General features: G+C 66.3%; 20 protein-coding genes and 1 pseudogene. 10 read left to right on the forward strand and 11 right to left on the reverse strand.

Annotation, left to right across the window (positions count from 1 at the left end):
- The first annotated feature begins 251 nt into the window (after positions 1-251).
- The 3 genes from ACZ5KP_RS08655 (at position 252) to ACZ5KP_RS08665 (ending at position 1,339) form a co-directional block, all read left to right on the forward strand.
- Positions 252-707 (forward strand): DUF5807 family protein, encoded by a 456-nt coding sequence (locus ACZ5KP_RS08655; protein ID WP_460922384.1) that lies wholly within the window; start codon positions 252-254, stop codon positions 705-707.
- Between the two features lie 80 nt (positions 708-787).
- Positions 788-1,105, forward strand: a complete 318-nt coding sequence (locus ACZ5KP_RS08660; protein ID WP_460922382.1) for a hypothetical protein — start codon at positions 788-790, stop codon at positions 1,103-1,105.
- 78 nt (positions 1,106-1,183) lie between these two features.
- Positions 1,184-1,339 carry a hypothetical protein gene (locus ACZ5KP_RS08665; protein ID WP_460922380.1) on the forward strand — a complete coding sequence of 52 codons (156 nt, stop codon included), beginning with the start codon at positions 1,184-1,186 and terminating at the stop codon, positions 1,337-1,339.
- A 34-nt stretch (positions 1,340-1,373) separates the two neighbouring features.
- On the opposite strand, the gene larE is transcribed toward ACZ5KP_RS08665, so the two are convergent.
- The 7 genes from larE to ACZ5KP_RS08700 all read right to left on the reverse strand — a co-directional run bounded on the left by larE (position 1,374) and on the right by ACZ5KP_RS08700 (position 12,099).
- Positions 1,374-2,300, reverse strand: coding sequence for an ATP-dependent sacrificial sulfur transferase LarE (gene larE / locus ACZ5KP_RS08670; protein WP_460922379.1), 927 nt, complete (start codon positions 2,298-2,300; stop codon positions 1,374-1,376).
- Positions 2,301-2,425: 125 nt separating this feature from the next.
- On the reverse strand, positions 2,426-3,520 hold the full coding sequence (locus tag ACZ5KP_RS08675) for a DUF7972 family membrane protein (protein WP_460922378.1): 1,095 nt from the start codon (positions 3,518-3,520) through the stop codon (positions 2,426-2,428).
- Between the two features lie 127 nt (positions 3,521-3,647).
- Positions 3,648-6,971: a PKD domain-containing protein gene (locus ACZ5KP_RS08680; protein WP_460922377.1), complete on the reverse strand. Its 3,324-nt coding sequence runs from the start codon at positions 6,969-6,971 to the stop codon at positions 3,648-3,650.
- A gap of 416 nt (positions 6,972-7,387) precedes the next feature.
- Positions 7,388-8,386 (reverse strand): GNAT family N-acetyltransferase, encoded by a 999-nt coding sequence (locus ACZ5KP_RS08685; RefSeq protein ID WP_460922375.1) that lies wholly within the window; start codon positions 8,384-8,386, stop codon positions 7,388-7,390.
- Positions 8,383-10,152: an alkaline phosphatase family protein gene (locus tag ACZ5KP_RS08690; protein ID WP_460922373.1), complete on the reverse strand. Its 1,770-nt coding sequence runs from the start codon at positions 10,150-10,152 to the stop codon at positions 8,383-8,385. Before ACZ5KP_RS08690 ends, ACZ5KP_RS08685 begins: the two co-directional genes overlap by 4 nt.
- A 158-nt stretch (positions 10,153-10,310) precedes the next feature.
- Positions 10,311-11,396 carry a D-xylose 1-dehydrogenase Gfo6 gene (gene gfo6 / locus ACZ5KP_RS08695; protein WP_460922371.1) on the reverse strand — a complete coding sequence of 362 codons (1,086 nt, stop codon included), beginning with the start codon at positions 11,394-11,396 and terminating at the stop codon, positions 10,311-10,313.
- A 115-nt stretch (positions 11,397-11,511) separates the two neighbouring features.
- Complete coding sequence (locus tag ACZ5KP_RS08700) at positions 11,512-12,099, reverse strand: DUF8173 domain-containing protein (RefSeq protein ID WP_464761899.1); 588 nt, start codon at positions 12,097-12,099, stop codon at positions 11,512-11,514.
- A gap of 215 nt (positions 12,100-12,314) precedes the next feature.
- Here ACZ5KP_RS08700 and ACZ5KP_RS08705 point away from each other — a divergent pair, with 215 nt between their 5' ends.
- From ACZ5KP_RS08705 to ACZ5KP_RS08725, 5 genes are all read left to right on the forward strand, one after another.
- Entirely contained in the window at positions 12,315-13,970 is a 1,656-nt protein-coding gene (locus ACZ5KP_RS08705; RefSeq protein WP_460922367.1) for a CTP synthase, read from the forward strand.
- A 432-nt stretch (positions 13,971-14,402) separates the two neighbouring features.
- A complete protein-coding gene (locus ACZ5KP_RS08710) occupies positions 14,403-15,416 on the forward strand; it encodes a hypothetical protein (protein ID WP_460922365.1) in 1,014 nt (337 codons plus the stop codon).
- Between the two features lie 542 nt (positions 15,417-15,958).
- Entirely contained in the window at positions 15,959-16,354 is a 396-nt protein-coding gene (locus ACZ5KP_RS08715) for a hypothetical protein (RefSeq protein WP_464761830.1), read from the forward strand.
- A 165-nt stretch (positions 16,355-16,519) separates the two neighbouring features.
- Positions 16,520-17,437, forward strand: a complete 918-nt coding sequence (guaA, locus tag ACZ5KP_RS08720) for a glutamine-hydrolyzing GMP synthase (protein ID WP_460922361.1) — start codon at positions 16,520-16,522, stop codon at positions 17,435-17,437.
- Between the two features lie 165 nt (positions 17,438-17,602).
- Positions 17,603-18,532, forward strand: coding sequence for a branched-chain amino acid transaminase (locus tag ACZ5KP_RS08725; RefSeq protein ID WP_460922359.1), 930 nt, complete (start codon positions 17,603-17,605; stop codon positions 18,530-18,532).
- Between the two features lie 205 nt (positions 18,533-18,737).
- Here the strand turns inward: ACZ5KP_RS08725 and ACZ5KP_RS08730 are convergent.
- Positions 18,738-19,376: pseudogene (locus ACZ5KP_RS08730) on the reverse strand (DUF502 domain-containing protein); the annotation flags it as partial.
- Positions 19,377-19,523: 147 nt separating this feature from the next.
- Entirely contained in the window at positions 19,524-20,378 is an 855-nt protein-coding gene (locus tag ACZ5KP_RS08735; RefSeq protein WP_460922357.1) for a proline dehydrogenase family protein, read from the reverse strand.
- 170 nt (positions 20,379-20,548) lie between these two features.
- Between ACZ5KP_RS08735 and ACZ5KP_RS08740 the strand changes: the two genes are divergently transcribed.
- Entirely contained in the window at positions 20,549-21,091 is a 543-nt protein-coding gene (locus ACZ5KP_RS08740) for a CDP-2,3-bis-(O-geranylgeranyl)-sn-glycerol synthase (protein WP_460922355.1), read from the forward strand.
- 133 nt (positions 21,092-21,224) lie between these two features.
- Positions 21,225-21,431, forward strand: coding sequence for a DUF7576 family protein (locus tag ACZ5KP_RS08745; RefSeq protein WP_460922353.1), 207 nt, complete (start codon positions 21,225-21,227; stop codon positions 21,429-21,431).
- 42 nt (positions 21,432-21,473) lie between these two features.
- Here the strand turns inward: ACZ5KP_RS08745 and ACZ5KP_RS08750 are convergent, their stop codons facing one another.
- The gene (locus ACZ5KP_RS08750) at positions 21,474-22,589 is read right to left on the reverse strand and encodes an AI-2E family transporter (protein WP_460922351.1); all 1,116 of its coding nucleotides are present in this window, start codon (positions 22,587-22,589) and stop codon (positions 21,474-21,476) included.
- Positions 22,590-22,685: 96 nt separating this feature from the next.
- Positions 22,686-23,159 (reverse strand): GNAT family N-acetyltransferase, encoded by a 474-nt coding sequence (locus ACZ5KP_RS08755; protein ID WP_460922349.1) that lies wholly within the window; start codon positions 23,157-23,159, stop codon positions 22,686-22,688.
- Between the last annotated feature and the right edge of the window lie 47 nt (positions 23,160-23,206).

A 23,206-nucleotide genomic window follows, 5' to 3' on the forward strand; every position in this document is an offset into this window, starting at 1 on the left:
CACTCGCTGCGCGCTTCGCTCGCTCCCTCTGGTCGCTCGGTCCAGTGCTTGCGGCGTGAGCGAACGCGACCGGTCGGCCCCTTCCAGTCCCACCCGGTGCTGTTCGTCGAATATCGCGAGACCCCGGTGGGGGCGTCACCGAGCGCTGCGTGGCTGTGGCGCTCGCGTTCGTCTGGGGTCCGCTCCAGGCTGTGGTGGTATGTTGGTCGCCGAATCGCCGACCTTTTGCGGCTATCGACCCGAATTCGTCCATGACCGACGCACGCGCGGCGTTTCTCGCGGGCGAGCGACCCGACGACGTGGCGCTGTTCCTCAGCGACCGTGTGCTCGACGACCCCGCGGCACTGCTGGAGTACGGCGAGGAAGTCCCCGGCGGCGTTTTACTCGTGATGGACGGCGAGACCGGCCGGAGCGTCTTCCAGTCCGCGACGGAGATGGACGCGATGGGCTTCGCCGGCAAGGCCATGAAGACCGACGGCGAGATCTCGCGGGACCTGACCGGTGCGAACTGTCCGAAGGTCGACGATCCCGACACGCCCGAGGAGGAAGAACACGTCCCACGGTTCGTCTTCGCCTTCGCGGAGGAGGAAAACGAGGACGTTGGCGGGCGCTACGCCGAGGGCGACGTGATTCACGCCTACGCCCACTGTTCCTGTGGTGCCGCCTTCTCCCAGAACTGGGTCGCTGGCGAGCGCGACGAGGAGTGAGCGGCCGGTTCTGCGGACCGATTCCTCGCGGCACACGTCCGCGGAGAAAGACCTAACCGCGGCGCGCGCCGCCACCGGGTATGGGCATCGAGCAGTTCCGCACGCAGATCGAGGAGGCACGCCGGCTCGCCGACGAGGCCGAGGATCCACAGGTCGAGGCGCAGTATCGACAGCACGCCGACTTGCTCGACAGCGTCGAGTCGATGCTCTCCGCCCAGCAGCGGCTGCTCGATCGCAAGAACGAGTCCCTCGAAGCACTCACCGGGCTCCTCCTGACCTTCCACGAGCAGTACGCCGACGATCTCGACGGCGAGGCGGCCGACCAGCTCGACCGCATCGCGGAGGCGGCCAGTGACGTTCGAGAGAGCGTCGAGAACGAACAGCGCACCCTCGAGTAGCCTGCTGTCCTCTGAACCACGATCCCGGGGTGATCCACGCCCGCAACCGTTATTCCGCCCCGCTACGGTGTTTCTCCGATGGCAGTCTACTACGTGACCTGCTTCGACGACCGGGTCGCCGGCCCCTTCGACACCCGGAGCGAGGCCAAGCGGATCGCCGACGAGGAGAACACCACCGAAATCGGCGACAACTACGCCGTCGAGCGGGTCGACGCCGAAGACGGCGCGGCGTAACCCGGGGCCTGGAGCGGCCGGCTGCAGCGGCCGCTCAGTCCGACGTGGGATAGTCGACGTCGAAGACGTCCTCGACGACAGGTTCGTCGTCCGCCGCGCTCGCCTCTTGCCCCGGCTCCCCGGGAACCTCCGCCGAATCCGCCGTCTCCGCAGCGTCCTCGTCCGGGCTCACGCTGCCGGTCTCGTAGCCCTGCAGATCCAGCGTAACGTGATCGAAGCCGAGATCGAGCATGTGCTCGCGGGCGGCGTCGGCGAAGCCGGCGTCGAGGGCGATCTCGAGCTCGTCCGCCCCGACCTCGATCCGTGCGAGGCCGTCGTGGTCCCGGACGCGGAACTGGTCGAACCCCCAGGTCCGGAGCAGCTGTTCGGCCTTCTCGATGCGAGTGAGCCGCTCCTCGGTGACCTCGAGCCCGGTCGGGATCCGGGAGGAGAGGCAGGCCATCGAGGGTTTGTCGGCGACGGGGAGGTCGTAGTGCTCGGCGATCTCGCGGACCTCTTCTTTCGAAATGTCGTGTTCGAGCAGCGGCGAGTGGGCGTCGAGTTCGGCGACGGCCTCCAGTCCAGGCCGGTGTCCCTCGCCGGGATCGGACGCGTTGGTGCCGTCACAGACCGTCTCGATGCCCAGCTCTTTCGCGTGCTCGTACATCCGCCCGAGGCGCATCGTCCGGCAGTGATAGCAGCGGTCCTCGCCGTTGGCGACGAACTCCGGGGAGTCCAGTTCGGAGAACTCGACGACGTCGTGGCGGATCCCGATCGCGTCGGCGACCTCGCGTGCGTCGTCGAGCTCGGCGGCCGGGAGCGTCTCGCTCTTGGCTGTGCAGGCGACGGCGTCCTCGCCCAGCGCGTCGCGGGCGATGGCGGCGACGACGGCGGAGTCGACGCCTCCCGAGAAGGCGACGAGTGCGTTCTCTCGCCCGGCGAGATCCGCTTTCGCCGCCGCGAGCTTCGCCTCGATACTCATTGGCGATCCAAACGGCTCCGTGGGCAAAAGGCCGTGGATACCGGGTCCAGCCGTCCCACACTACCGGGGGCTGCTCCGGAGCTGCCCAGATTCGACGCGGTGCAACCACCGGGGATCGTCGAGAATCAGGCTCCGTCGCCGTCCGTGTGGTCGGTGTTGCGGAGGACGAAGGGCCCCATCGCCAGCGTCCGCTTGGCGACGGTCGCGATCCGCAGGACGAAAGAGAGGAGGATCGCGAAGGGCGCGAGCGCGACCGTCGCGGCGCCGAGCACGAGCCAGGACTGGTTCGCAACGCCGAGCGTCGAGCCGCCCACGGTCCCCGCGTTACCGAGCACCAGCAACCCGGCGATCGTGACCACCAGTGCGGGGATCGCCGAGTAGAGCATCGCCCGCGAGAGATCGGTCAGCGACCACTGGAAGTAGAGCGTCTTGACGTGCTCGCGAGCCGGGCCGAACCGCTCCAGCAGTTCCACCACGTCGTCGAGCGCTGCCGTCGCCTCCTCGTCGAGGGACGCGCCCGTCTCGTTCTCGGTCGGTTCGTCCCCGTCCTCGCCGTCGTCTCCCTCGCCGTCGTCGTCCGCAACAGCGCCGTACAGGCCCTGGATCCGTTTCCCCTCGTAGATCTTGAGCGAGTAGTTGAACCCGAGCGCGGCCTGGACGACGCCGAAGGTGCCGAACTGGGCGCCGTCGAGTCCTTCCTGCACCGTCTCGGCGTTCTCGATCAGCCCGTCGGTGAAGGATTCGACCGTCTCGCGAGCGTCGGGGTCCTCGACGTCCGCCGTCGCGTCGCGAAGCTCCTGCGCCCGATCGGCCGTGGCGCCGAGTAACGCCTCGAGGAACGCCGACGGCTCGGGTGGGCTGACCGGTTCGTCGAGGTCGTCGGCGACGTCGTCCCGGAAATCGAGCGCGGCCTGCATCCGGTCGCGCTGGTCGCCGACGGCACCGAGCTCCTGGGAGAGCACGACCTGATTGATCGTGACGACGAGCGTGACGCCGGTGATGATCGACGTGATCATCGCCTGGAACAGCGTATCCGCTGGGTCCGAGCCGGCGATCGCGTCCTCCAGCGGAACCGGATCGACCGCGACGAGCACGGCGAGGACCGCGAAGACGATCGCGAGGACGAGTCCCGCGACCGCCCACCGGTTTGCGCCGAGCAGGAGCCAGAGCTTGAACCGGTTGCCGGGCACCCGCAAGCGCATCGAGTCGTCGGAGGGCATGGTGAAATCGGGCGTGGGAAGCCCGGAACTAACTGGAGCTACAACGCCGTCCGGCAAAAAGCCGGTGCCCCGATGACCGGTCTCCACGCCGCTGGACGTGCGAGGACTGCCCCGCGGCTGCTCCTCGCTACGGTCGCTTCCCCAGCCTGCCCGAGCCGACGAGCGCGGCGAGGATCACGACCGCCGTTGCGAGGAGCGCCGCCAGCGCGCCGAACCCACTCGTCGCGCCACTCTGGCTCTCTTCCCCGCCGTCGAAGCTGTCCCGTGCTTCGACGTCGACGGACGCCGTGGCGTTCCCGATCGCGAGCTCGTAGCGCCCGCCGCTCGCGAACTGGCGTTCGAAGCTGACCGTCGTGCGCTGCCCCGGCTCGAGGACCACGGACTCGCTCGCCACCGGTTCGCCGTCGAGCCGGAGCGTCGCGTCGAACTCGCCGACTTCGCTCCCGCGATTCTGCACCGTCGCCGAGATCGTCACGGACTCGTTCGGCGCGGGCGCACTCGAAGAGAGTTCCAGCGCGGACACCGAGAGCAGCGCCAGATTGCGTCGGGCGCCGGCGATCGTGACGCTGGCACCACCCGTTTCCCCCGCGAGGTCGGTCAGCGCATCCACCGCGACGGTCGCCTCGAGGACGTTCTCCTCGCCGGGGTCGAGTGCGACGGACTGCTCGCCGACGATCCCACCGGCTGCGGCGATGGGGACCGTCCACGCTCCGGCCGCGCTCCCGGTGTTCGACGCGGTGACTGCGAGCCGGACCGTCCCGTTTGCGGCCACGCCGACGGTCCGCACGTCCGTCACCAGCAGTGCGGCTCCCTGGCTGCCGAGACCGACCGGTGAGCCGCCGTCGGCGGTCGCCGACGCGACGATCGGGCTTCCATTCGTTCCCGCGTCAACGGTGGTCTCGACGGGGGTCCACTCGGCGCCGCCCGCGTACGCGGTGAGATTCTCCGTGGAGACGCCGGCCGCCCCCGTCGCGTTGGGGTCGATCGCGAACTCGTAGCCCACGTCCGCGAGCTCGACCGTCGCGTCGGGGACGTAGGCGGCCGGCCGGGTGAACCGCCCCGGGACCGCCCGATCCGCCGGCTCGAAGCGAACGGTCATCGCGTCAGCGTCGTGGGCGGGGCGGATCGCGAGCGATCGGAGCTCGACGGCCCGGTTTCCACCCGCCGCCTCGGCGTTCGCTCCGGCGGGAACGTCGACCGAGACGGCTTCGTCTGCTCTCGCGTGCTCGACGGTCACGACGATCGTGCCGTTCGCTCGCTCGACGCTCGTCTCGATCGGATCCGGTTCGGGCTGCGCTGGCGGCGCGTAGCCGCCGGAGCCACTCGATCCGCTCCCGGCGTCGCCGGAGTCGGACTCGTCGGAGCCGCTGCCGTCGCCACCGTCGCCGTCACCGCCGTCCTGGCCACCATCGCCGTTCTCGCTGTCACCATCGTCCTCCTCCGCAGCGACGGTGAGGGTGGTCGTCGTCGCGTTCGTGCCGTTCGCTCCGACGACGGTGAGTTCGACCGTGTAGTTCCCAGACTCCTGGTAGACGTGCTGGACCGTCGGGCTCTCGCCACTTGCCGTCTCGCCGTCACCGAACGTCCACTGGTAGCTCGTAATCGTGCCCGCCGAATCGCCGGCGTCGAACGTGACGGTCTCGTTGACGGTCGCGGAACCGGGAGCGTCGAGGACCGCCGTCGGTCCCGCGGGCTCGCTGGACGGCTCGACGTGGACGATTTCGGTCGTCGTGTTCGCATTCCCGGCCGAATCCGTGACCGTGAGGGTGACCGTATAGTTCCCCGCCTCGTCGTAGCCGTGCGTGACGGTCTGGTTGCCGGCGGGGTCGGTCACGTCACCGAACGTCCACGTGTAGTCGACGACGTTTGCCGTCGGGCCGCCGGCCTCGAACGCGATCGCCTCGCCGGTCTCCACGGCCGTTCGGTTCGCCCGTATCTCGGCGGTCGCGGGTGCGAACACCTCGATCGTCGTCTGATTGACGTCCCAGCCGTAGTCGTCGGAGACGTTGACGGAGACGGTGTGCTCGCCGGAGGTCGAGAACGCGTGCTGGAAGGTGGCGCCGCTGGCGTTCGTCGCGTTGCCGTCGATCGACCACGAGTAGCTCGCGTTCGGGCCGGTGTCGGAGCCGCCGGCGTCGAGAGCGATCGTCTCGCCGACGGTCGCGGCGTCCGGTGCGGGGAGCGAGGCGACCGGGTCCGGCGGTTCGGTCACGGTGACGGTGACGTTCGTGCTGTCTACGTTGCCTCCGGAATCGGTCACCGTGAGCTGGACCTCGTACTCGCCCGCGGTGGCGTAGGTGTGGCTGACGTTCGCTCGATCCGGGCCGCTGACGGTCTCGCCGTCGCCGAACTGCCACTCGTAGCTGACGATCGCGCCGGCGTCCTGACTGCCGTTCGCGGAGAAGGCGAGCGGCTCCGTCGCCGCCGCTGTCCCGTTCGTGCTGACCTGGGCGGTCGGTGGCGTCTCGTCGGTGACGTTGACGACCGCCGACGCGGCGCCGCTCTCGTAGCCGTCGTCGACAGTCACGGTGACGGTCCGCTCGCCGGCGTGCTGGAACTCGTAGTCGAGGGTCGGACTCGTGGTCGTCGCGTCGGTCGTCCCGTCGCCGTCGGTGTCCCAGCGGTACTCGGTGACGGCGGCCGACGACGTGGCGTTGCTCGCGTCGAGGGTCACGATCTGTCCGGCCGTGGGCGTCGCGTTACTCACCGTGAGGCTGGCGTTTGGTGGCGTGCAGTACCCTCCCTCGATCGTGACGGGTTCGCCGAGGCTGTCGAGTCGGACGCGGTCGGTGCCGTCGGTCTGTCCCGTGACGACGTCCCAGTCGTGGATCAGCCCGTCGTAGGACGGACTGTTCTCCGGGTTGACGGAGTGCTCCGAAGAGTCGTTGAACGTCGGATCGATCGTGATCTCGGTCTCGCCGGTGAGGCCGCGGAACGCGCCGCCGTCGGTCCTGCCCTGGGACCACCCCCAGATCATCGTGCGCCCGTCGTCCGCGAACTCGTCGTCCTGGCCGACGTAATCGTCGTCCGTGACGACCCACTCGCCCGCCGCCGGGAGTCCGCTCAGGCTGAACGTCGCGAACCCGCCCAACGTACCGCTCTCGGCGGGCTGGTGGTGCCGATCGTGGACGACGACGAGGCTGGTTCCCTCCGAGCCCTGGTAGAGCAACAGCGTGCTCGTATCGTTCTCCTGGTAGGGTTTCGTCCCGTAGGAGCTGTAGTCCTGTCCGGATCCGTTCCACCGGTAGTCGTAGAACGCCTCGACGGACTGGCTCTTGTCGACGATCGGCGTGACGTCGATACACTGCTCGCCCTGGCTGATCGCGTACGCGCTCGATCCGTTGCCGTGTGGGTCGGCGACGGCGGTCGGGGCGGACGCGAGCAGCGCGAATCCGACAACGGCGACGGCGATGGTCGCGAGCGCGGCCGAGGCGTGGCGTCGCTCCGTCATCGGCACTCACCGGCTGGATGGCCGTGGAATTCGGGGTCGTTCGACGTCGGTTCGTTCGTGGAAGGGGCTGGATAGCACATGGGACCTGGAGCGGGCACAGCGACGAGCGGCCGTGTGGCTGTGGTTACCAAGTCCAGGCCGGGAGACCCACTTTGTTATACTACTGCAAACGGCCGTGGCGAGTCGTCGCGAACCGGCACGTAGCTGGAAACGTCCCCGCAGGAACCGGTCGCCGAACGAAACCGCGGTCGCTGGCGGTTCGGTTCAATCGGCTCGAGATCGCTCCGCGCTAGCGACCGCTTACCGCTACCGCGATCGCATCAGGGAGTGCGCCTGCGACGCTCCGCCGCCGATTTGCGGTCACTCGACGCCCGCAGACCCCCGACGCCCCGCAGTCGCTCACGAGGCCCGGTGGCTCACCGGACCCGCTTGTACACCGCCTTGATCGCGTCGGTGGGGGCGGAGCTGGACTCGAGGCTGTAGTGGGTTCGCACCTCGGGGTTGAACTTGGCCTTGTAGCCACAGAGTCGCTGATCGTTCGCGCCGATCAGATCGATCCGCTCGCGCCCTCGCTCCTTCGCCGCCTGCATCACTGTCCAGTCGATGAGGTCCGTCGCGGGCAGGTCGCTCTCCAGGTCGGTGACGGTCTGCCAGCCGTAGCAGGTCTCCTCGTCTTCCAGGGTGATCTTCCCGCCGACGAACGCGCCATCGAGCTCGCAGACGTAGGCGCGGGCGGCTCCCTCCGGGAGCGACTCGTAGAGGTCACGCGCGAACGCGGGCGTGACGTTGTAGGTGACGTCCTGCTCGTCGTGGCGTGCCTGCACGCGCTCGATGATGCGCTCGACGTCGTCGCCGTCGCCCAGTTCGAGTTCGTAATCGAACTCCTCGGCCTTCCGGACGTTCTGCCGGACGTCGCTGCTGAAGGACATGAACAGGTCATCGACGTCGGGGGTGAGGTCCACGTGGTAGGTGTATCGCGGCGTCGGATCGAAGTCGTTCCAGATGAACGGCCGGGGATCGTCGTAGGCAGTGCCGGCGCGGACGTGGGCGTAGTGGGGTGCGATCTCTTCGTCGACGGCGTCGACGACGGCCTCCACGAACCGGCGGTGTCGCTTCTCGGCCTTCCGCTGTTTCGCGCTGTGCCCGTTGAGCTGCGCAGGGCCGAGGTAGCTCACCTCGAGGTCTGGCGGCGGGGAGAACGCCGTCCGGAGCGGCCACCGTTCCAGGGCGAACACGGGAAACAGTCCGATCGGCTCCTGTCCCTTGTAGCCGACGTAGGGATACAGGGTCGTGCCGGAGTGCTCGGCGAGGACCTCGAGCGCCTCGTACCGGTGGAACGGCGTCGTCTCCTCGGACCGCTCGACCAGCTCGTTCCACGCCTCCGCGTCGCGGAGCAGCGAGGTATCGACGCTCATCGCTCCAGATACCCCATCTCCGCGAGCCGTTGCTCGACCGCCTCACCAGCCTCCGGTCCGCCGCCGGGCGACGCGTCGGGCTCGGCGCCGTCCCTGGAGATCGCCGCCGGCGGTTCGTAGGCCGGATACTCCTCGACGCCAGCGGGATCGACGGCCGGCAGCACCGCCCCGTCCATTCTGGCAGGTGCCGGGATCCCGAACGTCGCCAGAATCGTCGGCGCAACGTCGAAGAGGTGTGCGTCGGCGAGCTCTGCGGTGCCCGCGTCGACGCCACCGACGTCGGCCAGGTCCCCCGTCACGGCGACGACGCCGTCGCGCTTGTGGTTCCAGGGCTCCTGTGGCGGCCCGAACTGCTCGTCCCGGAGCGACGCCGAGAGGAACTGGTCGAACTCGTCGGGAACGACGACGACGTCCGGCGCTTTCTCGACGTACGGGCCCTCGAACACGTCCTCCCGCCGGACGACGGACTCGAAGACGGGCTTGCCGTCGGGCGTCTCGACTGCGGCGAGTGCGTCGATCAGCTCTGACCGGAAGCCCTCGTACTCCGCCTCGCTGACGACGCCCTCGGGCTCGCGCCCCTCGAGGTTGATTCGGACGCCGAGTTCGATGCGATCTCGGACGTACGCACGGGAGCTGGCGAAGTCGACGTGCTCGGCACCGGCCCGGACCGCGTCCGTGGGCGCGATCGCCAGCAGCTGCTCCTCGATCCCGAGCCGTCTCGCGACTCGTCCGATGCGCTGGCTCGTGAGTCCGACGCGCGCAGCGACCGAGACGGAGCGTTCGAGCAGCGTCGAGCCGCCCGCTCCCTTCCCGCCCGCCGCACCACCGCCGTCTGCCGTCGTCCCGTCGCCGTCACCACCACCCGTCTGCAGTTCGTTCCGGGCGATCGAGGCCCAGGAGGGCATCCCGCCGTCGCCGGCCGTCGTCGCCAGGTCGCCGCGGTCCCGGAGGAAGCTGTTGGCGCGGAACTCGTGGCCGCCGTAGGGGCCGATGCCGTGGTCGCTACAGCACACGACGACGTCGGGGTCGCAGGCCTCGATCGTCGCGGCGATCTCTCGGTCCGCGGCGGCGTAGACGGCGTCGACGACCGCGTCGTCCTCCGGCGACTCGTGGAACACGGTGTCGGTCTGCTGGAACTGCAGGAAGCCGAAGTCGGGCTCGAACCTGTCCGCGAGGTAGCGGAACGCCTCGCCCCGTGACTCGACGAGCCGTTCGTAGCGCTCGATTTGTTCCGCCCGGTCGTCGGCCGAGGCCGTCTCACCAGCGGTCGGCCCGTCAGGGGCGGTTTCGTCGTCGTAGAGCTGGTACTCGCCGAGTTCGTCCTCGAGGTCGTCGAGCAGCCCCGCCGGGTGGCACTCGGGCGACTCCGGTGCGACGTAGCCAGGAACGAGCGCGCCGTCGAACGACGCCGGCGGGTGGGTCACCGGCGCGTTGACGACGACGCTCGAGTGGCCTCGCTCGCTCAGGAGCTCCCAGATCGCGTGCTCCCGGACGTCGGTGTAGTCGACGACGTCCCAGTCGTACCCCTCGAACCGGAGGAACCCGAAGACGCCGTGTTTCCCGGGGTTGACGCCGGTGTAGACCGACGGCCACGCGCTCGGCGTCCACGGCGGCAGTTGCGATTCGAGCGGTCCCGATGCACCCTCCTCGAACAGCGTCTCGATGGTCGGAACGACCCCCGATCCCCGTTCGTTCAGGACTTCGAGCGACGCCCCGTCGATCCCGACGAGGAGCGTCCGGAGTCCGTCCGCAGTATCGTCCGGCATGTAACGTCGGGCAAGCAGCAACCGCCCTTTGTTATAGCCGAGGTACCGGCCCGCGGCGAGCGATTATCGGGCCGCCTGCAGGAACGCCGCCGACGCAGTATCTGGCACTTACTCGATTCCGACGATCCGCCGGTCCGCTCGATCCGCCGCCGGCGCTCTCAAAGCTCCACGCGCTCGCCGCGCTCGGCCGCCTCGTAGACCGCCTCGATGGCTCGCATGTCGAGCAGGCCGTGTTCGGCGTCGGCCTCGAACGGCCGGCCGTCGCGCAGGCAGTCCGCGAAGTAGGCGGCCTCGACCTGCATCTGATCGATGGTATCGAACTCGATCGAGGTGTCGGTGACGGCCGATGTACCCGTTCGCAGGTGGAGCGTCGCGCGGTCGTCGTTGAAGAAGGCCGGCTCGAGCCGGAGCTCGCCCTCGGTGCCGATGAGCCGGAGCGACCCGGAGAGCTGTGCGTGCTGGCTCGCGGTGTAGCTGCCGGTCACGCCGCCCTCGTACTCGACCAGGAAGTTCGCAGCCTCGTCCGGGACGTCCGCGAACGCCTCGTGCTCGCTGCGCATCGTGGCCTGGGCGGCGACGGGGTCCTGACTGAGGACGTACCGTGCGGTGTTGATCGGGTAGATGCCGAGGTCCGTCACCGAGGCGCCGGGGCCCGCGAGGTCGGGGTTCAGCCGCCAGCTGTCCGCGCCGGCGATGTCGAGGACGTCCTGGGTCATGTGGCCCTGGACCGCGACGGGATCGCCGATGGCGCCGTCCTCGTACAGCCGCTTCGCGATCCGGATCGAGGGGTCGGTGTGCATTCGATACGCGGTCATGATCGGAATCCCCTCGGCGGCCTCGACGAGCCGCTCGGCGCGCTCGGCAGTCGACTCGAGGGGCTTCTCACAGAGAACGGCCTTGTCGAGGTCGGCAGCGGTCTCGACGTATGGCAGGTGGAGCGCGTTCGGCGTGCAAACGTAGACGGCGTCGTACTCCTGGGCGGCGTCGCCGTCGTGGAAGTCGTCGTAGTCGATCCCCACGGCGTCGGTGTGGGTCTCGTTCGCGACGCGCTCGGCCTTCTCCGCGGTGGAGGAGACCAGCACGGTCGTCTCGACGCCGGGTTCTGCGGCGACGGCGGGGAGCATCTCCTCGACGGTCCACCAGCCCAGCCCGATCATCGCGAAGCGGATCGGGTCGTCGGAATCGGGCTCGGTGCGCTGCCAGTCGCGCTCGGCGAACGCGTCGCGGAGTTCTGTGAGGTTCATAGCGTGAACTACGAAGCGAGTACCAAAAGGATGTGGTCGTGCGATGCCGGCCGGTTCGTCGCCGCTGGGACGGCACCGGATTCGGCGGCGGTCGGTCGCGGCTCGGCTCGCTCGACTACTGTATCACGCGCCGAACGATCGCTCCCATGCCGATGCTGCCGACGACGAAGCTGATGAGGCTCCCGACGACGGGGATCACGTTCACCACTGCGACGGCCACGGCGGCGATCGCCAGCGCCACCCACCGGTTGTCGACGACCCCGTCACAGACCGCGATGAACGCCAGCACGTTCCCGACGACGGCGAGGATCGCGAACCCGATCGCCAGCGGGATGACCAGAATGATTCCGACGATCGTCAGCGCCAGCAGTATCACGACCACCACGAACAGGACGAGCGCGATGATCCCCCACGCGAAACTCGCGACGGGCTCGTCCTGAATGGCTTCGACCATCGAATCGACGAAGTTCGGTGCGATCGCCAACATCAACGCGCCGACGATCAGCGTCGCGAGAAACCCGGCGCCCGCTCGGATCGTCGAGTCGAACTGCTGCTGGCTGACGTCACTGGCTCCCTGGAGGATCGTGCCCCCCCGCCTCGAGCAGGACGGGGTCGAGCACGGCGGCGATCGCTGCTGTCTGGACCATTTACTTCGCGATTCGTTCCCCGGTATATAGTCGTTCTTCTTCCAACGAGTGCGGATTTCGCCAGTGAGACCCGCTGACTCGCCGCCGGTCCCGGCCGTCGTGGCGTCAGCGCTGGGCCAGCGCTCGGCGCCGCGGTCCGGCTGGACACCGCCGGACGACCGACGCTCGGTCCACGCCGTCTCTCAGTTCTCGGTCCTGCCCGCCACGCTACTCACACCCACTCCACCCGTCCCTCCGAAACGGTTTAGGTCGGCCCCGACACACCCTCGGTATGCCGACGGAGTCCGCCACAGACTACGATCCTTCTCTCGGGAACAAGTTCATCTTCGTCACCGGCGGCGTCATGTCGGGACTCGGCAAGGGGATCACGGCCGCCAGCACCGGCCGGCTCCTCAAGAACGCCGGGTTCGACGTCACGGCGGTGAAGGTCGATCCCTACCTCAACGTCGATGCGGGGACGATGAACCCCTTCGAGCACGGCGAGGTGTACGTCCTCTCCGACGGCGGCGAGGTGGACCTCGACCTGGGGAACTACGAGCGGTTCCTCGACGAGGAGATGACCTCCGACCACAACGTCACGACGGGGAAGGTCTACCAGCACGTCGTCGAGGCCGAGCGCGCCGGCGACTACCTGGGCAAGACCGTCCAGATCATCCCGCACGTCACCGACGACATCAAGCGGCGCATCCGTGAGGCCGCCGAGGGCACGGACGTCTGCATCGTCGAAGTTGGGGGAACCGTGGGCGACATCGAGGGGATGCAGTATCTCGAAGCCCTCCGGCAGTTCGCTCACGAGGAAGACGAGGAGGACATTCTCTTCACCCACGTCACGCTCGTGCCCTACTCGAAGAACGGCGAGCAGAAGACCAAGCCCACCCAGCACTCCGTCAAGGAACTCCGTTCGATCGGTCTCCAGCCAGACGTCCTCGTCGGGCGCGCCGAGGACCGTCTCGAGGAAGAGACCCGCGAGAAGATCGCCCTGTTCTGTGACGTACCGACGGACGCCGTGTTCTCCAACCCCGACGTCGAGGACATCTACGAGGTGCCGCTGATGGTCGAGGAGGAGGGCCTCGACGAGTACGTGATGGATCGGCTCGGCCTCGCCGACGCCGCGATCCCGGCCGATCAGCGCGAGAACGAATGGCGACAGCTCGTGACCCGCGAGAAGTCGGGAGAGATCGAGATCGCCCTCGTCGGGAAGTACGGCCTCGAGGACGCCTACATCTCGATTCACGAGGCGCTCAAACACGCCGGCATGGAAGCCGGCGTCGACGTGAAGCGCACCTGGATCCACAGCGAGAGCCTGGCCGACGGCGTCAACGGCGAACTCGACGACGTCGACGGCATCATCGTCCCCGGCGGCTTCGGCTCCCGGGGCACCCAGGGCAAGATCAACGCCGTCCGGTACGCCCGCGAGAACGACGTTCCGTATCTGGGTCTGTGCCTGGGCTTCCAGATGGCCGTCATCGAGGCCGCGCGCAACCTGGCGGGCCTCACGGGAGCGCACAGCACGGAGATCGACGAGGGGACCGATCATCCGGTCATCGACATCCTCCCCGAGCAGTACGAGGTCGAGGACATGGGCGGCACGATGCGACTCGGCGCTCACGACACCGACATCGAGCCCGGCAGCCTCGCCCACCAAATCTACGGGACGACCTCCTGCACCGAGCGCCACCGCCACCGCTACGAAGTGAATCCGGAGTACATCGACCGGATCGAGGAGACCGGGCTAACCTTCTCCGGGCGCTCGAACAACCGGATGGAGATCGTCGAACTGGAGGATCACCCCTACTTCCTCGGCACGCAGTTCCACCCCGAGTTCCGCTCGCGGCCGGGGCGGGCGAGCCCGCCGTTCGTGGGACTGGTCGAGGCGATCGTAGAGCAGTCAGACGGTGACGTGGGGACGCGAGAAGTCGAGGCTTGAGTTTCCTCGCCAGTATGATTTTCGTGGGGCGAATTCTTATCTGGGTCGTGTCCTCATTGGCCATGTTCTAGCCAGCGTTTCTCCCGCCCAATTTACCGTTTTACTACCGGAATCTTACACTCAAAAAGAGCAGAGTCTGCCAATTCTGGACTAATATTACTCTAGGAGGGATCAATTCAATATACAATAACAATATTACATAAAAAAGTAAATTAGAATTCTAGGAATAATATTAAGTAGTTTCATATAGAAATATATTCTGTTGCCATGCAAAAAAGAAGGTCGTTCATTAAGAGTGTTGGTAGCGCACTGGCAATTAGCAGTCTCGCGACCCCCGCAGCGGGAGATGACGGAGTATCGGACGTAGTCACTGCGATTGGAGCTGGTCCTGCAGGGAACGATGAAGGACTTGCCGTTCAAGCGAACGGGAAAATGAAGGGAGCGATCAAACGCTCAGGACCGGAGATAATTCACGAAAGAACGTTCCGGAGTCGGGAACTGTACGAGCACTTTGGTGATCCCGTCTTTGAGTACGAACCAGTAACGATTCCGGCCAAGTATTTGGAATCTAGAGCCCTGAACGAAGGGGAGATACAATATGAGCGAAAAGCATCACGAGTGATTGGCAGACCAACTGAGCAAAATCGGTCCGAGAAAAGAATTTTACAAGCCGACAATAACTGGGGCGCCCTTGCCAGTATTACAGACCCAACTGATGATATCCCACTCTTTAGTTACGAAACGAGCTTCCATGCTCAGCAGCAGCTCACTGATCGGGGTTCACCGATCAATCTTGCCTGGTCTGACGGACCTGCTAGTGAGATCCGATCTTGGATGGAAGAGTTCGGCTGGACGCAGTTCCTTCAAATCTTCGACGAGTACACTGTTGATCAGTACATAAACCAGGGAGGGAACCTCATTGAGACAGATGCGCACGTAATGGACGCTGCATACAGTGGTGTCTCCGTAACATCGATTCAAGATCACATTCGTTTGTATGACCTGAGTGGCACGGTGTCAGGTGTATCCGTAGTCGGGCAGGTCCATCACGATCCTTTTGACCATAATAAAATCGGTGAGAATATTGGCGAACTCCCCAGCGGGTCTTGGGAGTTCAGCGATTCCCGAGACCGCGCAGCTGATCTCTGGAACAGTAATGATTCAAGCCACGACGTTGGCGATGATACCGGGCCTGCAGATGTCGATCGATGGTACGCAGGTAATACACACGACGGTACAGATTCACACGACGGCAAAGTGGCCGAGATCCACAACGATGGATTCGGGATTCCGGACGACGACGATTCCTGGCCCCCAATAATCATCCTTTCAGAAGACGAAGGTGACCTGAACAGGAATCAATCAAGTAACGCTTCCGAAGGCCAAGGAAACAGACAGATCACGAATAAACGACAACGGCCCTGTGCGTGTATGTTAGGGTTTTGACGCTCCTTGGCGGTTGTCGGGTGGGGATTGATGGTCTTATATTTACTTCAAAATTGGTATATCGGTGTGTATGAAATTACAACGCCTACGATTCCATTGTAGCCCCGAAATTCCGACGAACTGAGCGTTCAACCGTCCCCAGTATGACGACTCCACCCATCACGAGCGGATAGATCCCCACCAGATAAACGACCAAATTCCCACTCTCGTGGCTTATATTGAGGACGAAGACGAACAGCAATACCGTTCCGACGAACAATCCGGAAAGTGGTCCAACCGACGTCCCTTGGCCAAGGAACCAGAGCGGGATTGACAACTGGAGTGTAAATGCCGCGAACGCGGTAGCAATGAAAATAATTAGCACCGCAAGACCGGATACGTCCCCCACCGGACGCCAGTGAAATCCGTTCGATAGAACACGAATACTCGTCCACGCCCCCAATGCCGTGAGTGCGTACGCCACGCCTGCGCCGAGGATCCGCGCACGGGTAGCTGTGAGAGGCTTTCGAAACAGAACACAAACCGAGACAGTCGTGGCGGCGATGAGTACGCTACCGATTGTCGTTATATCGGAGTTGGCTAGCAATGACCCACCCGGCAACATATATTTCGAGAGTTTCTCGACGATTGTAATAGTTCGCATCCCTGAGCAGGGGAGAAAAAGAGGTGAGCAGAAGGACGTCGCTCCGAAACCTCCGTACTATCCTCTCGGATGTATGCAGGAATGGAATGCCGTTGATTGCTGTCGATTCGAAGCGAACGCAGCGTGGGAGCCCCTCGAACTCGGTGATGTCGAGGTGAATAACATTGGTCTCGATCTGCAGATCATGCCGGGGAGCGAATCGATCAGGGCAGGTGCGCCCGTCGTCGAATTCGAGTCACGGGAGGCCGTCGATCGCTTCTACCGCTCGATCAAGAAAGAGACCGACGTCCGATGACTCCGCTGGTCAGGGCTGGCAGGATGCTCTAGCGATGTCGTGGTGACTGGTCCGAAACCGTTTTGCGCCGGCCAATCGGAGCGGGACTATGCCGACCGACTCCGTTTCTCGCCGCCCGACGACGGGCGCTGTAGACCGCACCGCACAACCCGAGGTGACCCGCTGATGGTCAACGCAGACGAATTCATCGACGAGAAGATCGAAGAGATTGCCGACGCCATCGGCGACGCCAACGCCGTCATCGCGCTGTCGGGGGGCGTCGACTCCTCGACGGCCGCCGCGCTGGCCTACGAGGCCGTCGGCGACCAGCTTACGCCGGTCTACGTCGACACCGGCCTGATGCGCAAGGGCGAGACCGAGCAGATCGAAGAGACGTTCGACTACATGGACTCCCTCCGGATCGTGGACGCTCGCGAGCGCTTCTTGGAGGGGCTCGAAGGCGTCACCGACCCCGAGGAGAAGCGCCACGTCATCGGCGAGCAGTTCATCCGGGAGTTCGAGACCGTCGCGAAGGACGTCGACGCGGACTACCTCGTCCAGGGGACGATCTATCCCGACCGCATCGAGTCGGAGGGGACGATCAAGTCCCACCACAACGTCGGCGGACTCCCCGACGTCGTCGACTTCGAGGGGATCGTCGAGCCGATGCGGGACCTCTACAAGGACGAGGTTCGCGAGGTCGCACGCGCGCTGGATCTGGAGGAAGTGGTCTCCGAGCGGATGCCGTTCCCCGGCCCCGGGCTCGCGGTGCGGATCATCGGCGAGGTCACCGAGGAGAAGCTCGAGGTCGCGCGGGAGTCGAACCACGTCGTCGAGGAGGAACTGGAGGAGTACGAGCCCTGGCAGGCATTGGCCGCCGTCATCGGCAAAGCGACCGGCGTAAAGGGCGACAATCGGGTTCACGGCTGGGTCGTCTCCGTGCGCTCCGTCGAGAGCCGGGACGGCATGACCGCCCGCGCGCAGGAGATCGACTGGGACACGCTCCAGCGCATCCAGTCCCGTATCACCGGCGAGAACGAAACCGTCTCGCGAGTCGTCTACGACGTGACCCACAAGCCGCCGGCGACGATCGAGTACGAGTAGCTCCACTGGCGGCCGGCGATCGATTGTTTCGGGCCGATCGCCGCGTTGCGCCCACTCGTTTTCACCGAACCTCCCCACGAACGGACGACACTGGGGAGGTTGCCCCTGTGTAGCACGCCACGCGGATCGCACACACTTAGTAGGCACCGCGTCTTGCGTTCGAGCATGGGATTCGAGGACATGGACGTGGACACGATCTGGCTGGACGGGGAGTTCGTGGACTGGGAGGACGCCCAGATTCACGTGCTCACGCACAGCCTCCACTACGGTACCGCCGTCTTCGAGGGCATCCGCTGTTACGACACCGAGGACGGACCGGCGATCTTCCGCTGGGACGAGCACGTCGAGCGGCTCTACGAGTCGGCGAAACCCCTGGAGCTCGACATCCAGCACGAGCCAGAGGAGCTGCGCGAGGCCACCGAACAGCTGATTCGCGAGCAGGACCTGCCGTCCTGTTACATCCGGCCGATCGCCTTCTACGGCTACGACAGCCTGGGCGTGAGCCCGAAGGACTGCCCGACGCGCACGGCGATCGCCGCGTGGCCCTGGGGCGCCTACCTCGGGGAGGAAGCCCTGGAGGAGGGCGTCGACGTGATGATCTCCTCCTGGCGGAAACACCACCCGAGCCAGATTCCGACGAACGTCAAGGCGACGGGCCCCTACGTCAACAGCATGCTCGCCGGCGAGGAGGCCCGCCGGAACGGCTACGTCGAGGCGATCGTCCTGAACAAGGACGGCCAGGTCGCGGAGGGTCCCGGCGAGAACCTCTTCCTCGTCCGCGACGGCGAGATCTTCACGCCCGGCCTGTCGGAGAGCATCCTCGAGGGGATCACCCGCGATTCCCTGATCGAGATCGCTCGCGACCAGGGCTACACCGTCCACGACCAGGCGTCGATCAGCCGCGGCGAACTGTACACCGCCGACGAGCTGTTCTTCACCGGCACCGCCGCGGAGGTCACGCCGATCCGGACCGTCGACGACGTGGAGATCGGTTCGGGGAGCCGCGGGCCTGTCACCGAGGAGCTCCAGCAGCGCTTCTTCGATGTCGTCGAGCGACGCACCGACGACTACGAGGAGTGGTTCAGCTACGTCTGAAACGGCCGTAGGACCGAATCCTCCAGCGACGAAGCCGCGCTCCTTCTCAATCGTTCGCCGAGCCGTCGGACCCGCCGGCCGACGCGTCTTGATCGCGATCGAGGCCGATCTCGTCGTCCTCGAGCAGTTCGTCGGTGATCTCGGCGTCGACCGCTGCGTTCGCACGCTCGGGCGACCCGCCGTCCTCGGAGAGCGCGTCCGCGACCTCCGCCTGCTCCTCGGTCGCGCCCTCGGGCAGCACGCCAGAGTTCGCCTCCTCTTCGTTGCCGAAGCCAGCGCTCAGCAGGCGCGTCAACGCGGTCTCGACGCCCTCGTCGGTCTCGACGACGTTCTCGGGGGCGACCTCGACGACGAAGCCGGTCGTGATGTTCGGCGCCGTCGGCATGAAGAGGAGTTCGCGGCCGTCCTGGGTCTGCTTTCCCGTCTTGAACGCGGTCAGCCGCATGCCGTCCCAGGGCTCGACCTTCACCGGCGTCTGCAGCGATTGCGTACCGGTCAGCGCGGTCTCGGCGGCCATCTTCGAGGCGTTGTACACCACACGGAGCACGGGGACGCGGTTCACGACGCGGTCGAGCGTCGATTCGAAGAGGTTCCCGACGGCGGTCCGCATGAGGTAGCCGACCCCGAGCACGAGCAACGCGAAGACGACGAGGGTGACCAGCACCCGGACGAGTTCGACGGGAACGCCGCCGAGCCCGAAGGACTCGAGCAGGCTTTCATCGACGGCGGCGAGGAAGGGGGCGTTCGCGATGATGCCGTAGACCCACAGCACCACCCAGATCGTGACGATGATCGGGACGAGGACCACGAGTCCGCTCGCGAAGTCCCGCTTCCAGGTGGCCATTCGCCACATACTGCGCCCGCCGGGGTAATGAGCGTGTTCGTTTCGGACACCGAAGCCGCGTGGATTTCCCGATCGCCGCCGCGTCGTAGGACCTGCCGCGAAGCGGATCCCGTCGCGTCGGCCACCGGTCTCGGCTGGTACGCTCCCTCACCGGCCGACGATCGCCCGGAGCGCGAACAGCGCGTTCTCCTTGCGCTCCATCACGCGCCGGTAGAAGTAGGAGAGCCACCGATCCCCGTAGGGGACGTACTGCCAGCACTCGTACTCCTCGGCGAGTTCGAAGAGGCGATCCTCTCGCACGCCCGCGAGGAACTGGAACTCGAAGGGGGTCCCGTGCTCCTCGTGGCACTCGAGCGCGTGCTCGACCATCGCCTCGTCGTGGGAGCCGACGGCGATGCCACCGTCGTAGCTCTCGAAGGCCTGGGTGAGACGGTCGCGGTAGGCGTCGTTGACGGCGGCGGAATCGGTGTAGGCGATCTCGGCGGGCTCGTCGTAGGCACCTTTGACGAGCCGGACCTTCGCGGGCACGTCGGCGAACCGCTCGACGTCGGCGGCGGTGCGCCGGAGGTTCGCCTGCATGCAGACGCCGACGTCGTGGCCCTCGCGCGCGAACGCCTCGACGGCGTCGAGCGTCACGTCGGTCGTCTCGTGGTCCTCCATGTCGAACCAGACGAACCCGTCGTGCTCGCTGGCGGCCTCGACGACCAGTTCGGCGTTCTCCCGGAACGTCTCCTCGCCGACGTCCAGCCCGAGCTGGGAGGGTTTGACCGAGACGCAGACTCCGGTACCTGCCCCGTTCGCCAGCCCCGCACTCCCGCCGATGTCGGCGAGGAGGTCGCGGTACGCGTCTCGATCGGCTGCGGCGTCCGCCGGGTCGGTGTAGTGTTCTCCGAGCAGATTCAGGATCGCTCCGACGTTCCGATCCTGGAGGGTTCGGGCCGTCTCGAGTGCCTCAGGGGCAGTCTCGCCCCCGACGAACCGGCTCGCGATCGGCGGGATCATGGGCGGACTTTGCAGCCGTCCGGTATATGTTCGATGATCGTTCGTGACGGTCGGTGGCGACGGGCGGCGTCGCCAGCAGTCCCGAGCAGTCACCGGAAGCTGAGCCCCTCGAGTCCGGCTCGGCGGCCCGCGCCGCCTCTTTTATGTGGGCGGGCCACACCCAGCGGAGTATGGTGCTCGAGGTCCTCGCCGTCGCGATCTGGGCGATGCTCCCGGCGTACGTCCCGAACAACGTCGCCGTGCTCGCCGGCGGCGGTCGACCGATCGACGGCGGCCGTCGTTGGGGCGGATCCAGGCTCCTCGGCGACGGCAAGACGTGGCGGGGAACCGCCTTCGGCATCGGTGCGGGGCTGGCGCTCGGGCTCGTCCTCGACGCAGTGGCGGGCAACGTCGGCAGCGCGCTCGGCGTGGAGCTCCCGGGATTCCCGATCGTTGCGGCGCTCGCGCTGTCGGCCGGTGCGATGGCGGGCGATATCGGGGCCTCGTTCCTCAAACGCCGAACGGGCAGAGAGCGCGGCGCGGCGTTCCCGGGCGTCGACCAGCTCGATTTCGTGATCGGCGCGCTCGGGCTGACCGCACTCCTCGACTGGGGCTGGTTCACCGACGTCTTCACGCCCCCCGTGCTCCTCGCGGTCGCCGTGCTCACCCCGGCGCTACACGTGGGCACCAACGTGATCGCCTACCAGCTCGGGCTCAAGGACGAGCCCTGGTAGCTCCCGGATCGGCTGGTGACTCCGGCCCGGACGTGGCCGGTAACCGTCCCGTATTCTTCGAGCAAACTGTAACGAACGATCAAATTCTCCCCCGAGCCGACGCCTATAAGTGTACACATGTTTATCCACTGTTATGGTAGAGAGTAGCGTGAACGAGGGCCCGATCCAGTCGGTCTCGACGCGGATCAGATTCGACGACGGATCGGGGGAGTGCGAGGCCTGTGGTGAGGCCATCGACGCGGGAGAGCGGTTCAAGGTCGCGGCGATCCGGACCAGCGGCCGGATCGTCTATCACGAGTTCTGCACGGCGGAGTGTATCGACGACTGGGAGACTGCGTAGCCGTCGGCCGACGCGGTCGCCTCGGATCGCTGGAAACTGCCGTTAGCTCTCGCTCCCGTCGTCGGGCGCGGCGTGGCCGCCGAAATCGTCCTGCGTAGCGGCGGGGTTCGTCTCGAGCCAGCTCAGCCGGCCATCGTCTGGCGGTTTTGGCGGCGGGGTGTCGGTGCCGAGCGCGTCGTAGTGTGCGTCGAATGCGCGGATCATCGCCGCGAGGAGCCCGATCACGAGCGGGCCGACGAAGAGGCCGACGGCACCCAGCGAGTAGATCCCGCCGACGACGCCGACGAGGATCACCCCCGGATTGACGTCGGCTGACTGGTCGATCGCGATCGAGCGCAGGTAGTTGTCGACCAGGCTCACGACCACGAGCCCCCAGAGGAGCAGGAAGATCCCCATCGTCGTGTCCCCGACGAGGAAGAGGTAGCCGGTGGCCGGTCCCCAGATGAGAAAGGCTCCGATCACCGGGAGCAGCGCAGTGATCACCATCACGGCGGCCCAGAAGATCGGACTCGGGATCCCGGCGATCCATAGCCCGATGCCGCCGACGATCCCCTGGACGAACGCGACGAAGATGTGGCCGGCGACGACGCCCCAGGTCATCCGGTCCATCCGCGAGACGATCTCGTGGGCGACGGCGTCGTCGAGGGGCGCCGTCGAGACGGCCCACTGCACGAACGCCGGGCCGTCGATCAGCACGTAGTACACGAGGAAGAGGACGAGCGTCAGCCCGAGCATGAGCGTCGTCACGTAGGAGACGATCTCGGGGGCGTTGCCGTAGAGGAAATCGCCGAGGAGCGACCCGAAGTCTCCCGTCGCTCTCGCCAGGTCGAGCTGTCGGCCGGTGAGCGACTCCAGCTCCGCTTCGACTGCCGCAAGATCGAGATCCGTCTCGCCCTCTGCGAGGTCTCTGGCGTCGCGGTAGACGACGTAGACGATGTAGATCAGCGGCAGGACGATCGCGACCGCAGCGCCGGCGATCACCGTGATCGCGGCCGGGCGCTGGCCGATGCGTGGAGCGAGCCGGCAGTGCACCGGCCGGAGGACGTAGCCGAGCAGGAGCGCCCCGAGGACGTAGTTGACGAACGGCAGGAGGACGTAGAAGCTCGCTAGCGCGGTGGCGACGAGCAACACGAGGAAGAACGCCTGCTCTCGATTCATGCAGATGGATCCGCCCACCGAGGGTATAAAACCAGGTGCGGCGTCGCACTCGTGGCACCGAGCCTTGCAGTGGCGTCGGTTTCTGCTGTTAGCAGCTCAGATGCCGAGTTCGTAGACGGTGCCGAACGGTTCCATCCCCGCGTCCTCGTAGAATTCGGCAGCGGCGTCGTTGTCCTCGCTACAGACGAGCGCGAAGTGATCGCAGCCCCGCGCTTCGCCCCACTGCTCGAGTTCCGCCAGCAGCGCTTCGCCGTGGCCCTGGCGACGATAGGCCTCGTCGACGACGAGGTCGTGGACCCACAGGCTCCGCTCGTGGTGGAGCACGGTCTGGACGTAGACGCCCGCGACGGCGACGAGCGTCGCGTTCGAGCTCCCGTCGGCGAGTGGTTCCTCGGCCGACGTGGCCCCGCCGCCACCGGGATCGCCGACGTACCAGCCCAGCAGCCGGTAGTCGTCTTCCTCGCGCCAGGCGGAGACGAACGACTCGTCCACGTGACTCCAGAGCTGTCGGAGGATCGCCGCCCCGCGCTCCCACTCCTCGTCGCTGGTGATCTCGCGCAGTTCGGACATGGACGACGGATCGGCGCCGGTGGCACAATAGTTGTGGGTGATGCGAT

This window comes from Salinarchaeum chitinilyticum, from assembly GCF_055390775.1.

What these genes read in the sequence shown, in the direction of transcription:
- ACZ5KP_RS08655 (WP_460922384.1), top strand. Translation starts at nt 252, where the DNA reads ATGACCGACGCACGCGCGGCGTTTCTCGCGGGCGAGCGACCCGACGAC.
- ACZ5KP_RS08660 (WP_460922382.1), top strand. Translation starts at nt 788, where the DNA reads ATGGGCATCGAGCAGTTCCGCACGCAGATCGAGGAGGCACGCCGGCTC.
- ACZ5KP_RS08665 (WP_460922380.1), top strand. Translation starts at nt 1,184, where the DNA reads ATGGCAGTCTACTACGTGACCTGCTTCGACGACCGGGTCGCCGGCCCC.
- larE (WP_460922379.1), bottom strand. Translation starts at nt 2,300, where the DNA reads ATGAGTATCGAGGCGAAGCTCGCGGCGGCGAAAGCGGATCTCGCCGGG.
- ACZ5KP_RS08675 (WP_460922378.1), bottom strand. Translation starts at nt 3,520, where the DNA reads ATGCCCTCCGACGACTCGATGCGCTTGCGGGTGCCCGGCAACCGGTTC.
- ACZ5KP_RS08680 (WP_460922377.1), bottom strand. Translation starts at nt 6,971, where the DNA reads ATGACGGAGCGACGCCACGCCTCGGCCGCGCTCGCGACCATCGCCGTC.
- ACZ5KP_RS08685 (WP_460922375.1), bottom strand. Translation starts at nt 8,386, where the DNA reads ATGAGCGTCGATACCTCGCTGCTCCGCGACGCGGAGGCGTGGAACGAG.
- ACZ5KP_RS08690 (WP_460922373.1), bottom strand. Translation starts at nt 10,152, where the DNA reads ATGCCGGACGATACTGCGGACGGACTCCGGACGCTCCTCGTCGGGATC.
- gfo6 (WP_460922371.1), bottom strand. Translation starts at nt 11,396, where the DNA reads ATGAACCTCACAGAACTCCGCGACGCGTTCGCCGAGCGCGACTGGCAG.
- ACZ5KP_RS08705 (WP_460922367.1), top strand. Translation starts at nt 12,315, where the DNA reads ATGCCGACGGAGTCCGCCACAGACTACGATCCTTCTCTCGGGAACAAG.
- ACZ5KP_RS08710 (WP_460922365.1), top strand. Translation starts at nt 14,403, where the DNA reads ATGAAGGGAGCGATCAAACGCTCAGGACCGGAGATAATTCACGAAAGA.
- ACZ5KP_RS08715 (WP_464761830.1), top strand. Translation starts at nt 15,959, where the DNA reads ATGAGTACGCTACCGATTGTCGTTATATCGGAGTTGGCTAGCAATGAC.
- guaA (WP_460922361.1), top strand. Translation starts at nt 16,520, where the DNA reads ATGGTCAACGCAGACGAATTCATCGACGAGAAGATCGAAGAGATTGCC.
- ACZ5KP_RS08725 (WP_460922359.1), top strand. Translation starts at nt 17,603, where the DNA reads ATGGGATTCGAGGACATGGACGTGGACACGATCTGGCTGGACGGGGAG.
- ACZ5KP_RS08735 (WP_460922357.1), bottom strand. Translation starts at nt 20,378, where the DNA reads ATGATCCCGCCGATCGCGAGCCGGTTCGTCGGGGGCGAGACTGCCCCT.
- ACZ5KP_RS08740 (WP_460922355.1), top strand. Translation starts at nt 20,549, where the DNA reads ATGGTGCTCGAGGTCCTCGCCGTCGCGATCTGGGCGATGCTCCCGGCG.
- ACZ5KP_RS08745 (WP_460922353.1), top strand. Translation starts at nt 21,225, where the DNA reads ATGGTAGAGAGTAGCGTGAACGAGGGCCCGATCCAGTCGGTCTCGACG.
- ACZ5KP_RS08750 (WP_460922351.1), bottom strand. Translation starts at nt 22,589, where the DNA reads ATGAATCGAGAGCAGGCGTTCTTCCTCGTGTTGCTCGTCGCCACCGCG.
- ACZ5KP_RS08755 (WP_460922349.1), bottom strand. Translation starts at nt 23,159, where the DNA reads ATGTCCGAACTGCGCGAGATCACCAGCGACGAGGAGTGGGAGCGCGGG.